Source organism: Vibrio sp. 1249-1, from assembly GCF_033340495.1.
In genome coordinates this window covers 63221-77673 of the sequence record NZ_JAWOWJ010000003.1, presented here as the reverse complement: position 1 = coordinate 77673, position 14453 = coordinate 63221, and the positions used below count along the sequence as shown (strand labels likewise).

Annotated in this window: 16 protein-coding genes; 8 read left to right on the top strand and 8 right to left on the bottom strand. The window is 44.7% G+C overall.

The window, feature by feature from the left end; translation table 11 throughout:
• Positions 1–72: 72 nt before the first annotated feature.
• Entirely contained in the window at positions 73–1299 is a 1227-nt protein-coding gene (gene gltS, locus R7Z50_RS07135) for a sodium/glutamate symporter (protein WP_213906979.1), read from the top strand.
• A 154-nt stretch (positions 1300–1453) separates the two neighbouring features.
• The gene (locus R7Z50_RS07130; RefSeq protein ID WP_005374442.1) at positions 1454–2320 is read left to right on the top strand and encodes a hypothetical protein; all 867 of its coding nucleotides are present in this window, start codon (positions 1454–1456) and stop codon (positions 2318–2320) included.
• 90 nt (positions 2321–2410) lie between these two features.
• On the opposite strand, the gene nagB is transcribed toward R7Z50_RS07130, so the two are convergent.
• Positions 2411–3211, bottom strand: coding sequence for a glucosamine-6-phosphate deaminase (nagB, locus tag R7Z50_RS07125; protein WP_005374441.1), 801 nt, complete (start codon positions 3209–3211; stop codon positions 2411–2413).
• A gap of 374 nt (positions 3212–3585) precedes the next feature.
• On the opposite strand from nagB, the gene R7Z50_RS07120 reads away from it, so the two are divergent.
• On the top strand, positions 3586–3837 hold the full coding sequence (locus R7Z50_RS07120; protein ID WP_005374440.1) for a DUF3081 domain-containing protein: 252 nt from the start codon (positions 3586–3588) through the stop codon (positions 3835–3837).
• 147 nt (positions 3838–3984) lie between these two features.
• Here the strand turns inward: R7Z50_RS07120 and R7Z50_RS07115 are convergent, their stop codons facing one another.
• Positions 3985–4338, bottom strand: a complete 354-nt coding sequence (locus R7Z50_RS07115; RefSeq protein WP_005374439.1) for a DUF413 domain-containing protein — start codon at positions 4336–4338, stop codon at positions 3985–3987.
• A gap of 149 nt (positions 4339–4487) precedes the next feature.
• Between R7Z50_RS07115 and R7Z50_RS07110 the strand changes: the two genes are divergently transcribed.
• The gene (locus R7Z50_RS07110; protein ID WP_005374436.1) at positions 4488–5381 is read left to right on the top strand and encodes a LysR family transcriptional regulator; all 894 of its coding nucleotides are present in this window, start codon (positions 4488–4490) and stop codon (positions 5379–5381) included.
• Between the two features lie 81 nt (positions 5382–5462).
• Here R7Z50_RS07110 and R7Z50_RS07105 read toward each other — a convergent pair whose 3' ends face one another.
• The 3 genes from R7Z50_RS07105 to R7Z50_RS07095 form a co-directional block, all read right to left on the bottom strand.
• Positions 5463–6158 (bottom strand): pirin family protein, encoded by a 696-nt coding sequence (locus tag R7Z50_RS07105; protein ID WP_213906980.1) that lies wholly within the window; start codon positions 6156–6158, stop codon positions 5463–5465.
• Positions 6159–6167: 9 nt separating this feature from the next.
• Positions 6168–6611, bottom strand: a complete 444-nt coding sequence (locus R7Z50_RS07100; protein ID WP_005374434.1) for a DoxX family protein — start codon at positions 6609–6611, stop codon at positions 6168–6170.
• Positions 6612–6939: 328 nt separating this feature from the next.
• The gene (locus tag R7Z50_RS07095) at positions 6940–7143 is read right to left on the bottom strand and encodes a hypothetical protein (RefSeq protein ID WP_017633816.1); all 204 of its coding nucleotides are present in this window, start codon (positions 7141–7143) and stop codon (positions 6940–6942) included.
• 194 nt (positions 7144–7337) lie between these two features.
• Between R7Z50_RS07095 and R7Z50_RS07090 the strand changes: the two genes are divergently transcribed.
• The 3 genes from R7Z50_RS07090 (at position 7338) to R7Z50_RS07080 (ending at position 10103) form a co-directional block, all read left to right on the top strand.
• The gene (locus R7Z50_RS07090) at positions 7338–8705 is read left to right on the top strand and encodes an AlkA N-terminal domain-containing protein (protein ID WP_031780807.1); all 1368 of its coding nucleotides are present in this window, start codon (positions 7338–7340) and stop codon (positions 8703–8705) included.
• On the top strand, positions 8702–9184 hold the full coding sequence (locus R7Z50_RS07085; protein ID WP_005374431.1) for a methylated-DNA--[protein]-cysteine S-methyltransferase: 483 nt from the start codon (positions 8702–8704) through the stop codon (positions 9182–9184). The genes R7Z50_RS07090 and R7Z50_RS07085 overlap by 4 nt, the downstream gene beginning before the upstream one ends.
• Before the next feature lie 100 nt (positions 9185–9284).
• Positions 9285–10103, top strand: a complete 819-nt coding sequence (locus R7Z50_RS07080) for a hypothetical protein (RefSeq protein WP_064369533.1) — start codon at positions 9285–9287, stop codon at positions 10101–10103.
• A gap of 72 nt (positions 10104–10175) precedes the next feature.
• Here R7Z50_RS07080 and R7Z50_RS07075 read toward each other — a convergent pair whose 3' ends face one another.
• Positions 10176–10784 (bottom strand): YitT family protein, encoded by a 609-nt coding sequence (locus R7Z50_RS07075; RefSeq protein WP_318148971.1) that lies wholly within the window; start codon positions 10782–10784, stop codon positions 10176–10178.
• Between the two features lie 201 nt (positions 10785–10985).
• Here R7Z50_RS07075 and R7Z50_RS07070 point away from each other — a divergent pair, with 201 nt between their 5' ends.
• Positions 10986–11381, top strand: a complete 396-nt coding sequence (locus R7Z50_RS07070; RefSeq protein ID WP_033907219.1) for a GFA family protein — start codon at positions 10986–10988, stop codon at positions 11379–11381.
• Positions 11382–11418: 37 nt separating this feature from the next.
• Here R7Z50_RS07070 and nhaD read toward each other — a convergent pair whose 3' ends face one another.
• The gene (nhaD, locus tag R7Z50_RS07065) at positions 11419–12849 is read right to left on the bottom strand and encodes a sodium:proton antiporter NhaD (protein WP_005374422.1); all 1431 of its coding nucleotides are present in this window, start codon (positions 12847–12849) and stop codon (positions 11419–11421) included.
• Between the two features lie 420 nt (positions 12850–13269).
• A complete protein-coding gene (locus R7Z50_RS07060; RefSeq protein WP_005374418.1) occupies positions 13270–14295 on the bottom strand; it encodes an acyltransferase in 1026 nt (341 codons plus the stop codon).
• Positions 14296–14453: the final 158 nt, after the last annotated feature.

Below are 14453 nucleotides of genomic sequence, written 5' to 3'. Positions count from 1 at the left end.
GACTGGCTTAGGCACCTATCTCACGTTGAGCGCGTGCTCAATGAATGAGAAAGAGTAGAGTAAAGAGGTCTCATGAATCAGGTAATATCTATCGGCCCACAGGAGTCGTTCCTCGTCGCAATTTGCGTGTTGTTTTTAGGGCAGTTCATCAATACCAAGTTACCAACCTTAAAAAAATTTAATATTCCAGAGCCAATTGTTGGTGGTCTAGTGGTCGCTTGCGTCATCACGACGATGCACTTAAACGGTGTGGATGTCTCCTTTGATTTACCACTGCAAAACGTCTTTATGCTGATGTTTTTTGCAACCGTTGGCTTAGCGGCAAATTACACCCAACTGATTAAAGGCGGTGCGAAGGTTTTCATCTTCCTAGTTGTGGCATCGGTCTACATTCTTATCCAAAATGCGGTCGGCGTGTCCTTAGCAACAGCGTTGGGGTTAGATCCACTCATGGGGTTGATCGCCGGATCCATTACGCTTTCTGGCGGACATGGAACTGGAGCTGCGTGGTCGCAAACTTTTCAAGAAATGTATGGTTTGCATAATGTTCTAGAGGTGGCAATGGCTTCTGCTACATTTGGCTTGGTGATGGGCGGGATTATTGGCAGCCCTGTTGCACAAAAGCTACTAAACAAACACAACTTGGAATCGGAATACGGACGCACCAATCAAAGTCATCAGAGTTTCCCTGAACTGGTGACGTACAACGAACATGAGGAAGATCGTGTCACAGCGAAAAGAGTCGTTGAAAGCTTGTCCATCATTTTACTTTGCGTGACAGGCGCGAAGTATCTGGAGAGTTGGGTAAGCAGTTTTGACATCAAGTGGCTAATGATTCCCGATTTTGTGTATGCGCTGTTTATTGGTGTTGTTATCACTAACATCATGGAAGTGACGAAGGCGCGCAAGGTTGATTTAGAAACCGTTGATATTCTTGGCACAGTTGCACTATCTCTATTTCTTGCCATGGCCTTGATGAGTTTGAAATTGTGGAATATTTTCGATCTTGCGATCCCATTCATTATTATTCTTGCTATTCAGTCGGCAGTGTTGGCGATGTTCACTTACTACGTAACATTCCGCATGATGGGAGGCAACTACGATGCGGCGGTGATCGCTAGCGGACACTGCGGTTTTGGGTTAGGTGCTACACCGACTGCGGTCATGAATATGGGCTCCATCGTGAGTCGATATGGTCCATCACCACAAGCATTTATGGTGGTTCCAATTGTCGGTGCATTCTTCATCGACATTGTGAATTTAGTGATTTTGCAAGGATGCATCGCTTTTATTAAATAACATTCGCTTTTTTACCGAAATAACAAAGCCAGCACCTATACGCTGGCTTTGCTATTTGTAACACGAAATCTTGTTTGCCTGACTTCAAGCCGTGAAATCAATACGTTACTATGACGACATAGTGTTCAATTTTGCAGCAGCATGAGGTACCCACATGTCTGAAAAAATATCGACGTCGGCATTAGCGAAAATGCGCAAGGTAGAAGCTAAGCTGCTGTTTGCCGATCTCAAACGTGCAGGCTACATCGTTCGCCAAGATGAAAAGTGGATTTTGACCGAAGAAGGGGCAAAGTTTGGCGGTGAGTATGTGGATCACCCTAAATTTGGCCAGTTCATCGTCTGGCCGACCAACTTACATATTGAGCTGACTCCCAGCTCAGGGAAAACATTGAGCGCGACACAACTGGGTGAAAAGCTGAAATTGAATGCGAAGCGCATGAACCAGCTTTTGAGTGAACTGGGTTGGTTGACCAAATCCGAAGAGGGATGGAGTGTCACTGAAGCTGGTGTGCGCGCTGGTGGACAGCAAAGAACCGATAAAGAAACACAAAATACCTTTGTCGTATGGCACGATGTGGTGCTGCGTAACAAGCGTCTTAAGCAGTCTGTCATTGAGTTTTTAGGGCAAGACGCGGAGTCACATTCTACGGATAAATCGTACTCAAGCTTTCGCCAAAAATTTGAAGCCAAGCACCGAACATTAGATGGGCATTACGTACGCTCTAAGGGTGAGTTGCTCATTGACAACTGGCTGTACTTGGCTGGTGTAGTGCACGCTTATGAGCGTCAGCTGCCGATTGACCAAGATGTCACTAGCGATTTTTACTTACCAGGCGGTAAAGTCTATTTGCAATTTTGGGGAAGTGACGATGGGGAGATGGCTCAGGCCGACCGTGAGACCATTCGTACTGTTTATGAGCAGCATCATTTCAACCTTATCGAAGTCGAACCAAGTGAACTAGACAAGTTGGATGAAGTGCTTCCTAAGCGTCTTCGTCAGTTTGGTATTAAAGCTTATTGACGACTTAAGCCCGCTGTTCAGATAAGAAAAAACCCGTGTTCAACACGGGTTTTGTATTTTTAGTGTGTTTCTAGGCTGCCATCCTATGGGTTAAAAGCCTTTGATGTTTTCTGCTTCTAGCTCAGAGAAGTACTTCACTGTCTTCACTTTCAGTTCTTGTTGAGCTGGTTCGTCGCATACGATCACTGCTTTAGGGTGAAGTTGAAGAGCAGAAACTGTCCATAGGTGGTTTACACAACCTTCCACGGCTGCTTCAAGTGCCTGAGCTTTGTTATGGCCAGTGACCAAGATCATCACTTCTTCTGAGTCTAGAAGCGTACCAACACCGATAGTCAGCGCGTATTTAGGCACTTGGTTGATATCGCCGTCAAAGAAGCGAGAGTTCGCAATGCGAGTGTCTTCAGTGAGGGTCTTGATGCGAGTACGAGAAGAAAGAGATGACGCTGGCTCGTTGAACGCGATGTGACCGTCGTTACCCACGCCGCCCATGAACAGGTTGATCTTGCCGTAAGACTTAATTTTGTCTTCGTAACGCTTACATTCTGCGTCGTGATCGTCTGTGTTACCGTTCAGTAGGTTGATATTTTCTTCTTGAATATCAATGTGATTAAAGAAGTTGTTGTACATGAACGAGCGGTAAGATTCTGGGTGATCCGCAGGGATGCCAATGTACTCATCCATGTTAAAAGTCACGACGTTTTTGAAGCTGACTTCGCCGGCTTGGTAAAGCTCGATTAGGGCTTTGTAGGTTGCTAGAGGAGTGCCACCAGTTGGTAGACCCAGAACGAATGGACGCTCAGCAGTAGGTTTAAAGTCGTTGATACGCTTAGCGATATGCGCAGCTGCCCACTTACCTACTTGTGCTGCTCGAGTTAACGGGATAAGTCTCATTTTGTGCCCCTAGTTATTGGAATTGACGATGTACTGAAACATTAATTCGCATTATAAAATAAGTAATGGCGAACTGCTATTGTTTTAGGTCAAAATTTTGCTTTTTCTTTAACCAATGTTGGTTTTGTCGACGATTTTTATATCTAAATGCTTTTATAAGACGATTTTTTACAAAGAAATTGCATTATGAAACTGACGAATCAATAGATAAAATTTATGATCTAAATTAAGTTCTGCCTTCGCACTTAACCTTGTTTTTTAACAACCTACAGAGTGCGAAATCGCACACGAACTTCAAATATTATGGGTTAGATATGGCATGGCGCTCATTCTTTAACCATAATTGAAATGTGTAAACCAGTGAGGAATTCGGTATGAAAAATGAGTTAGATCCGAGCAAAGTACTACAGGCTTACGAATGTGTGATGAACAACGGTACGCCAACCGAATTTGGTAAAATGTATGAAGGTGTAGAAGCGTTTTCTGACTACGATGGGTACAACGTTTTCTTAAGAGGGAATGGTGTTGAGCTAAAAATTGGCTTCCACAACACCTATCACTTGGAATATGACCAAGAGCATTTGAAAGAGAGCTTTCTGAAAAAGATTGCGACGCTCGCCAAGTAAACGGTCATCACCCAAATATTAAAAAAGCCCTTGGGAGAATGCCCCCTTGGGCTTTAGGAGAAGAAATGAGCTTGTCTTGCTCGCTCAGTAAAGTCAAACGAGCTTTCGCCTACTGCTAGAAAAAGGCGAGAACTAGGTTATTGGTTATTAATCGTCTTCAACCAAACTCTCTTCAATGTATTCTTCTGTGGCGTCAGGCTTGTTACGACCATTTAGCGTATGGAAGCGCTTGCGACCACGAGCAAGTTGGGTGTACTTTAGCCACGTACGCTCAAGTTTTGTTTTTGCTTTGCCCGGGTTTTCTAACACCTTGATGAAGTGTTTCTCTTCGCTGTTTTCAGGTGTTAATTCGCCTGACTCTAAGCCAAGCATTGTATCCCCATAAATTGTTAGGATTTCCTCTTCTGAAAGAGTAAAATCGCCAGACTTTGCAAAGCCGCGTGGGAATTTTACGTTATCGTAAAAACGTTTTTTGCCATGACGGAATTCAGTGTCAGACATGTCAACAGCCTCTGTAACCGTTATTGATGAATGTAGTGAACTTACGGCGAAAATTAGGCTTAAATCTAACAAAAGAAAAACAAAACTTTTTTGTCGTCATGATTTTAATTAGTTGTTAATCTGGTTTTATATTAACCAGGAGATGGTTTATGGATGTAAAAGTCTTTCGAACATTTTTAGAGCTGGCAAGAGTTCGTCACTTCGGACGTGCTGCTGAGAACCTTTATATTACCCAAGCCGCTGTGAGCGCACGTATCAAACAATTGGAAAGTTACTTCGATACGCAATTGTTTATTCGTGATCGAAATAACATAAAGTTGACCTCTGCAGGTGAGCGCTTAATCAGCTATGCCGAGGTAATGGTCACTACATTGCAACAAGCGAAGCTAGAATTATCGCTTGAAGATGGCAAAGCGCTGCAACTAACGTTAGGTGGCACGCCAAACATTTGGGACGCTTATTTACAGAATTGTTTAAGTGTCGTCACAGATTCGTTTGGTGGTTATGGCTTCATGGCAGAAGTGATGGGACGTGAGATGCTCAGTCGTAGCTTGCTAGAGCGCACGTTAGATATGGCATTTGCGTTCGATCAGATCAAAGCTGATGAGCTTAACTGTAAAAAAGTGGCAGATGTTGTTCTCGTTCTGGTATCAACTGAGAAAGATTCTTTAGACACCGTTTTCGAAAACAAATATGTGTACGTTGACTGGGGGACGCGTTTCTCCTCGGAGCATTCTGAACGTCACCCTAAGATTCCGGCTCCATATTTACGCACTTCAACAGCGCGTATCGCATTGGACTTTATTTTAGAGAAGGGTGGAGCCGCGTACTTACCAATCTCTCTCGTGGAGCCATTTATCGCTAATGGGCAGCTTCACAAGGTGTCTGGAGTAGAAGATTGGTGTCGCCCTATCTATTTGAGCTATCGTAAAGCTAGCTCGTCTGTAGACGCAATTAAGCAAGTGGAAGAAATTGTCAAAGAGATCGATCCACTGACCGCTTACAGTTTTCAGCAAATTGGTTCTGGCACTTCCGACGAATAGCGTTGAATGAAAAGTCAGAAAAACGAAAAAGCCGCCTTGAGAAATCAAGGCGGCTTTGTTTTTATCTCGATGAATCGATAGTTATGGTAAGTCAAACAACAGGGCTGTTGTGCTTTCGTTTGATGTATTGCGCAAAACAACCTTACTCTGGTGTTCAATCTTCGCGCCGTCGCCAGCCGTCAAAGTGGTATTGTCGACACTAAGGCTCCCAGTCACTTGATGGATGAATAGATTTCGGCCTGACTCAATCTCAAAGTTTAGTTCGATACTTGGCTCAAGAATTAACTGATGCAAAGTCGCATCTTGCTTAATAAGTAGCGTGCCGTTTTCTCCAGTTGGAGTTGCGATAGTCGTTAACCCAGGATTGCGACCAAAATCTTTTTGCTGATAACCTGGTTTGGTTCCAAATGTGTTCGGTTGAATCCAAATCTGTAGAAACCGCAGCGTATCTTGGTTCGATGCATTGTACTCACTGTGGTAAATCCCTTTCCCTGCCGACATGAGTTGGAATTCACCTGCAGGTAGTGTTTTGACGTTACCTTCACTGTCTTTGTGTGCGATAACACCTTCCAACACATAGCTGATGATCTCCATATCACGGTGGCCATGTGTATCAAAACCCGCGCCAGGCTTGACTACATCGTCATTAATGACTCTCAGCTCAGAAAAGCCCATATGTTGAGGATCGTAGTAGCTACCAAAAGAAAATGTATGTTTGCTATCAAGCCAGCCAAAGTTTGCTCGACCTCGGTCTGCTGCATGTCTTACCGTAATCATAAGGCCTCCTTAAGAGAGCTTTTTGTTTAAAAAGTTATCTAACGCTGCTTTACCTGCGCCAGAGAACGCCAGAGAAACGCTTGCTGCCAGTAATGCTAAGCCAAACTCGTAACCGTTGTTTGCCATGAATAGGCCATTTTCAAAGTGGACAGAGAATATCGCTACCACCATCGTGAACGCCAAAGCAACCGCTGCTGGTCGAGTTAGCAGACCAAGTAAAATGAACAAGCCGCCAAAGAACTCTGCGCTGCCCGCAAGTAACGCCATGAGTACGCCAGGACCTAAACCGATAGATGCCATCCACTGACCTGTGCCTTCTAGGCCGTAGCCACCAAACCAGCCAAATAGTTTTTGTGCGCCGTGCGCCATAAAGATAATGCCGATTGGAACGCGAAGTGATAGTGCGCTGTAACCTGCGTTTGATGTGGTAATTTTCTGTAATAGTGCTTTCATGATTCTGTCCTCTGACTCTTTTCAATGAGTGGGAAGCGTGTGCTCCCGTGCTGTTGAGAACAGTTTAGGTAGAGGCGAACATAAAAATAACGGGAGGATTTTGATAAACTCGTTCTAAAAAATTGAATGATTGGTTTTTATTTATTTAAATCAATGTCTTGATTTTTATATTTGGGTGTTTATTTGCCGATTATTGTCTGTTTTAAATCAAGGTCTGTCATTATTTTCGATAAACATTTTTGCTGTTAAACAAAAAAAAAAGAGCACATGTACTGTGCTCTATTGCTTTCGCTTTTAACAAGGGAGAAAGGTGTGTTAAAGAAAACCGTCAGAGGTTCATTAAGCTCTCTAATGACTCCTCTACATTGTTGTAGTGATAAGTTCGAATATTACGTCCATCCGTCGCATTAATCTGAATTTCTGAGATCTCGTTATCTGAGTCTCGTTCGATAATTCCAATAGAATGATCTACGGATTTACTGGTAATAACCTTTTGGTTTCTTAATACAATTACGCAAGTATGTAAGTCCATGCCAATTCCCTTTAGCCGACGTTGTTGTGATGTTCTAGATCTAACTTTAGTGTACAAAAGCGCTAATGCCAATAAATCTCAATATTGAGTTCCGAAAATGGCTAATTGTGGGCGCTTAAGCAAGCTACAATAACACTATATTGAACGATGCCTATGAACAATAAATGACAAAAGGCATGAGCAAGGAAAGCACTATGTTTATTCACCCCCATACCTCACTGACCTTCGAGCAGTGTCACAAGGCGCGAGTCGCGCGAGACAGTCGTTTTGATGGGCGATTTTATGTGGCGGTAAAAACAACGGGAATCTTTTGTCGTCCGATTTGCCCGGCAAATTTGCCTAAAGAAGAAAATGTTGAGTATTTCGCTGATAAGACGCAAGCCCTTCAAGCAGGGTACCGTCCGTGTTTACGCTGTCGACCTGATAGCGCGCCTGGATCTTGGGCATGGAAAGGTGTCGAGACGACCTTTCAACGAGCGATTTCGTTAATTGATAGAGGGGAGTTGCATCACCATTCGGTGTCTGAGTTGGCTGAGCGTGTTGGGATTTCTGACCGTTACTTACGTATGTTGTTTGAGCAGTATCTAGGTATGTCACCCAAGCAGTATGCGCAATATCAGCAACTAATGTTCGCCAAACAGTTGCTTCACTCCAGCTCTATGTCGGTCACCGACGTGGGGTTTGCGTCAGGTTTTAACAGTACGCGCCGCTTTAACGATGCTTTTCAAAAGTTTCTCAAACTAACGCCTTCTCAAGTACGCCGTAAAGAGTTTGATGGTGCGGGTTGCAATCGAATTGCCTTACCTTATCGAGGTGAGTTGAATTGGTCGCACATGTTGGACTTCTATCGTTTGCGAGCGGTTGAGGGGGTTGAGCTGGTGAGTGATGAGAGTTATCAGCGCAACGTTTTTTTGGATGACAGCAAAGCCTGGTTTAAAGCGACAAAAGGTGAAGGATACTTAGAACTGGCGTTTGAAATTGAAGACGTAACGAAGCTGCAAAACTTGGTGTCTGACATTCGTCGTATGTTCGATCTTGACGCTGATATTTGTACTGTTGAGCAGCATTTGGAGTATGTCGCGCCTGGGCTCGTGTCGAGTAAAGGTATTCGTATTCCTGGTGTATGGAATGCATGGGAAGCAGGGGCTAGAGCGATTTTAGGCCAGCAAGTGTCGGTTAAAGCTGCGATTGGTCAACTTAACTTATTGGTGGCCACACTTAGTGGTGAGTCAGAAAAACGTTTTTTCCCGACTCCCAGTGATATTGCAAACGCCGACGTGAGCTTTTTGCGCATGCCGCAAAGTCGTAAAGAGACGCTAGTGCGCTTCGCTCAGTTTATGCAGGACAACTCAGAAGCTGACCCCCAGCAGTGGCTAGCTTTGAAAGGCATTGGACCTTGGACCGTCAGTTATGCTCAACTGCGAGGGCAATCTCAACCCGATTGCTTTCTAGATAAAGACTTAGTGGTGAAAAAGGCGATGCAGCGTTACCCATCACTGAATACGCACACTGCGGCCCCTTGGGGAAGCTACGCGACGTTTCACTTATGGAATCAATCATGAAAACATTTTATACCGAAATGCCGAGTCCACTAGGAACGGTGACTATCCAATCGAACGCTGAGGGCTTGCTTGGCATTTGGTTTGAAACATGCACCACTAAGCCTAGTGAGCTGGGAGTGCGAGACGAGCAGCATCCGGTTTTGCGCCAAGCTGTCACCCAACTGGATGAATACTTTGCTGGTCTGCGCAACGAATTCGACTTGCCCCTTGCAGCGACAGGCACTGATTTTCAAAATCAAGTTTGGCAGGCACTAACGACCATTCCATATGGGGAAACGTGGAGCTATCAAGATCTCGCGAATGCGATAGGTAACCCTAAAGCTGTGCGTGCTGTTGGGTTAGCAAACGGGAAGAATCCGATTTCTATCGTGGTACCTTGTCATCGTGTTATTGGCAAAAGCGGAAAACTGACTGGGTATGCAGGTGGAGTGGAGCGCAAACAACGTTTGCTCGCGCTGGAGCAAGGTACACCGCTTTAAGTGAGGCGATTCTCATATTGGGATTAAGCGTGCTACACAGGGGTAACGATAGTGTAGAGTTTCATATTCGTTATACGAATAGAAAAAGGACAATAAGGACATGCCTTTCAAAACGGATTTTGATGCCTTCATGAGTGAGTGTTGGCAGCATCACGAGGAAAATCCCGAACAAGTTTATGCTAAGCTAGAAACGGCTCTGAGCGAGGTGGAAGACGTTACCCAAATCGAGCGAATATTCGCATTGATGCTGCATACCGCTATTGGGCATCTCCAGTGCCCAGAACAGTTTCTTACTTGTTTAGAGCACTTTGATGAACGCAAGGTTGCCGAGAGTTTGGCATTTCAACGCAGTATTGCCGTTGCGCGCTATTTCGTAGATGGCACTGACAATATGGAATTATTGGAAGAGCAAGAACAACGCCGAGTTTACGCTTTGATTTCGAATGAACTTTCTGCACTTGTTCAGCTTGAACTGGCGAGTCAATGGTTGGTGAAGGCAGCGTTAGGAATGACGCCGAACGATGCAGAAGGGCCATTAGCGCGCGCTATCGCGATCACTGCGAACAACTTAGCATGTCAGTACGAAGCGCTGGCTGAGCGCACGTGCATGGAAAAATCGAAGATGCTAGAAGCAGCGACACTCGCGCTAGACTATTGGAAAGTGGCAGGGGGTTGGATGCAAGAAGAGCGCGCAGAGTATCGCTTAGCGATGAGCTTGCTTAAAGCAGATAAACCGCAAGAAGCCAAAGTGCATGCTGAGCGCTGTGAGGCTATTTGTCAGCAAAATGGTAGCGACGCGTTTGAGCTGTTCCACGCACATGACTTGTTGATGCAAGTACACTTCCATCTTAGTCAGAAATATAAAGCTAAATTGGATGAAGAGATGCAGCAGCACTGCAAAACGAGCTCGTTGACGTGATCTTAGCGTTGAATGAAAAAAGCCCCGAGCGACTGGCTGGGGGCTTTAGGGTTGTTGACTATGCAGCGATGATTATGCTGCTTGCGCTTTTGCTTGGTATCGTCCTGGTTTATGGTTCATCGCCAAAATCAAGTTCGTTGCGATGGCACCTAGAACAGATAGAGCGATAAGGTGCACATCTACAATGAACAGTGACATCACCACGATGGCACAATCTAACGCCATTTGAACTTTACCCGCTCGAACTCCAAAACGTTCCTGAAGGTACAACGCTAGAATGTTAAAGCCACCCAAACTCATTTTGTGACGGAAAATTACCAACATACCGATTCCAATCAGTCCACCACCCAAAAGTGCCGCATAGAAAGGTTCGATTCGTGAAATCTCAATCACATGATGCAGATGATCGACCGCAAAAGAGACAATCGAAACCGCAATAAAGGTATTGATAGTGAAGCGCCAACCCATGCGCATCACAGATAAAATATAAAAAGGGAGGTTAAGAGCGAAAAATATCTGACCAAAACTGAAGTCACTCACTTTGGTTAGGAAGAGCGCCAAGCCAGCCGTACCGCCAGTGAGCAATCCTACTTTGCTAAAAAATATCACCCCAAGTGACACTAACGCACTGCCGAGCGTCAGAGCCAAGAGGTTCTCTCTTAGGCTATGATCTTTGTCCATAAATTAATTTCCTTGGTTTAAAAACCGCGCCGGAGATAACACGTCTCACGGACGCGATAGACAATCGCCAAAATAGCAACTAACAAATCGGCCAATAAAATGTCGCGAAAAGTGATGGATGTCGAGTTTTTGGACGAGATTATGATGATATTAACCTGTTTAACATAATGTACACAGATAAAAAAACAACAAGGAAAAGTTATGATTAAGAAAGTTGGCAACACCCAAATCAGCACATTACATCGACTGAGTTGTCACTGTGGAAAAGTTGAGCTGGAACTGGCGTTACCCAATGGTATTGAGAAGCCGAGACGGTGTGACTGTTCTATGTGTCGACGTCGTGGCGCGATTGTCGCGTCTGTACCTTTGAACGGTATTCGTATTGTGCAAGGCGAAGAAGTCTTGAAGCAGTATCAATTTAATACACACACTGCGAAGCACTTTTTCTGTGGCGAGTGCGGTATTTATACGCACCATCAGCGTCGTTCTGACCCGAGTGAGTATGGCTATAATGTCGGCTGCTTAGAGGGCGTCAACCCATATGAGTTGGGAGCGATTGAAGTGATGGATGGCGTTAACCATCCATCCGACCGTTAGGTTACATTGCAAGTTAAGTGACTAATTCTAGGTGTTTTTAAGTAAATAAACCGCTATTCATCCACAAGTGTACCGCAATACTGGCGGCATAACCCAAGGCGATGACGGGAGCCCACTTTAGGTGGCCAAAGAAGGTGTATTGTCCACGCGCGGCTCCCATTAAAGCGACGCCTGCCGCGGAGCCAATGGAAAGCAAACTGCCCCCGACACCTGCGGTTAATGTGACGAGTAGCCAGTTGCCCATCGACATGCTTGGTTCCATGGTCAGTACAGCAAACATAACCGGAATGTTATCGACAATTGCAGATAGGACACCAACCATTACGTTTGCCCAGACTGGGTTCCATTGCGTGTACATGACGTTTGAAACCAGTTCGAGGTAGCCAAGTAAACTTAAACCGCCAACACACATCACAACACCGTAGAAGAACAACAAGGTGTCCCATTCGGCTCGAGACACACGATGAAACACATCAAACGGAACCACTGAGCCTAAGCGCTTCAATGCCTGATCATCGCCATTGGCAATTGCCATAGCTGCTTTTTTTGCGAGTGAGTGTTTAAGAGTTTGACGCAAAAAATATCCGAAAAACTGTAAGTAGGCCAAGCCCATCATCATGCCCATAACGGGTGGGAAGTGCAGCACAGCATGGAAAGAGACTGCGGTGGCAATCGTCAAAATGAACAACGCGACAATACGCCTTGCCCCGCGTTTTAGCTCAACGTGTTGGTGAATCGTATTCGGTTTTGTGTTTGGAACAAAAAGTGACATCAAAAATGCGGGAACCAAGTAGTTCACCAATGACGGTACAAACAACGGAATGAACTCAGCAAAGCTGACATGACCGGCCTGCCACACCATCAGGGTTGTAATATCACCAAATGGGCTGAATGCACCGCCAGCGTTGGCTGCGATAACAATGTTGATACAAGCAAGATTGACGAACTTAGGATTATCACCAGAGACTTTCATCACTACAGCGCACATCAAAAGGGCCGTAGTTAAGTTATCGGCAATCGGTGAAATGACAAAAGCGAGAAACCCCGTCAGCCAGAACAACTTTTTGAATCCAAAACCTTTACCAACCATCCACGCCTGTAAGGCATCGAAGAGTTTGCGTTCTTCCATTGCGTTGATGTAAGTCATCGCCACGAGCAAAAACAGCAGCAACTCGGCATATTCCAACAAGTTGTGTTCTAGTGCGGATTTGGCGATTTCAGGCTGATTGTGTTGAGCAAAGGTGTAGCCAATCAGAATCCAAATTAATCCTGCAGCGAGCAGCACTGGCTTGGATTTTCTCATTTTCAGATACTCTTCCAACATAACCAGTATGTAAGCGATCGAAAAGATAATCAGAGCCGCGTAACCGACACCAGAATTAACAAGGTTCAGTTCATTGGTTGATGCAGCAAAGGTGGCGCTAGAGAACAACAAACAGCAGAAAGCCACAATTGGATAGATTGGCATAGACATTTCTCCTTTGTCTGGTTGGAGAAATATTAGCCACAAATGAATGAGTTAGTTGTGAGAGAGCTCGAATTAACAGTAGGAGTTAGGAAATGATAGTGTGCGCCACTATTTTCTGAGTGACGCAATGCTTGCTGCGCCGAATAAAACCGCAGCGGCATATAAACCGTAAGTTAACCAGTGACTAATCTCTAAAAAAGGAACGAGTCCTTGACCTGCCCACATACAGCCTCCGTTTAATGAGCAATGTTGTAATAGTCGAGCCAATTTAAAGGAAATGAACAATGTTTTTTGTGAGTGAAAGCAAATTCTGAAGGATTAGAAAGTCAAAAATTGGTCAGTGAGAGAGAAATCTCATTTTTAACTGGCTAGCTCTAACCCTTTTGAGTTAAAGCTAGCTATATCTAGAGCTGAATGCATTTAGCGTAGGAGCCATTTTTTCAACGGTGAAGCGTCAATTGCTTTCACAAGCAGTATGGTTGCAACAATCGTTGCAGGATAAATAAACACATCTTTCGCGAGGTGTTGCAGCCCGATAAATTCAGCGACATTCATCATGACAATTATGATAAGCAGATGGCTAACATATATTCCTAACACGCTAGGAGATAGTTTGAAGACCCAAGGCATGTCGCCAAAATGAGGGTGAGCCAAAAGCCACATAAAGACACCTACAGCCCAGATAACGGTACCGAATAGGAAGTCGTGCGAGTTGAAAGCGATGTCATGTTGCATCAGCCAGTAAGCTTCACCAAAATGCAGTGCCATGCCAAGAATAATGCATCGAACCGTATTGTTTCGCGACCACCGCCACTGCACTTCTCGTGCGAAATAACCTAGAGCAACTAGCAACGTGCTGAAAAAAGGCCCGTTACGAGTAAAGAAAGGCGCTGGCAGGTCGGTAATGGTCGCGTAACTGCCAGCAAAGGCACCGTATATGTATAGCAATACTGCGGTTGGCAGTATCAGTTGCGCCATATTGATATGCACGAGAAAGGCAATTAACGCTACGGCAATGACCAGAGCCGGAATAAACCACAGATGAACGAGTCCGCCTTCGATGAGTGAATTGATCGGGGTTGACATTAGGTACCCCCAATAACCTTGCCTTTCGGCGAGATACCCAGCCTCAGCGACCGTCTGCCATTGGAATGGCATCAGTAAACTGATCATGCTCCAAATGAGCCAAACCTTCATTAACGGTTTGGCGTAGTTCTTAAGAGTATCGATAGGTGAATGACTCAACTTCGGCTGGATTAGATAACCCGAGATGAGAAAGAACAGCGGAACAGCAAAACGAGCCAGTTGGTTGAGCATATAGCCAACCCATGGTATCCCATTCCACTGCCAGTACGTCAGTGCCATCTGGCAATGCAAACCCACAATCGCAAGCATCGCAATGATACGTGCAAACTCTAAGCTGGCTATTTTTTGTTTCTTTGCCATTACATTGTTTACCTAAATAAAAAACTTAGGTGAAAATAGCAGGTTGTTACTGAAGTAATACGTGAAAAAGTCAACAGACTTGCGCTTACACTGAAGCTGTTTTGAAAATTAAGACTTACTTCAAACTTCTTAATTATTAACCTATTAACGCAATCAAT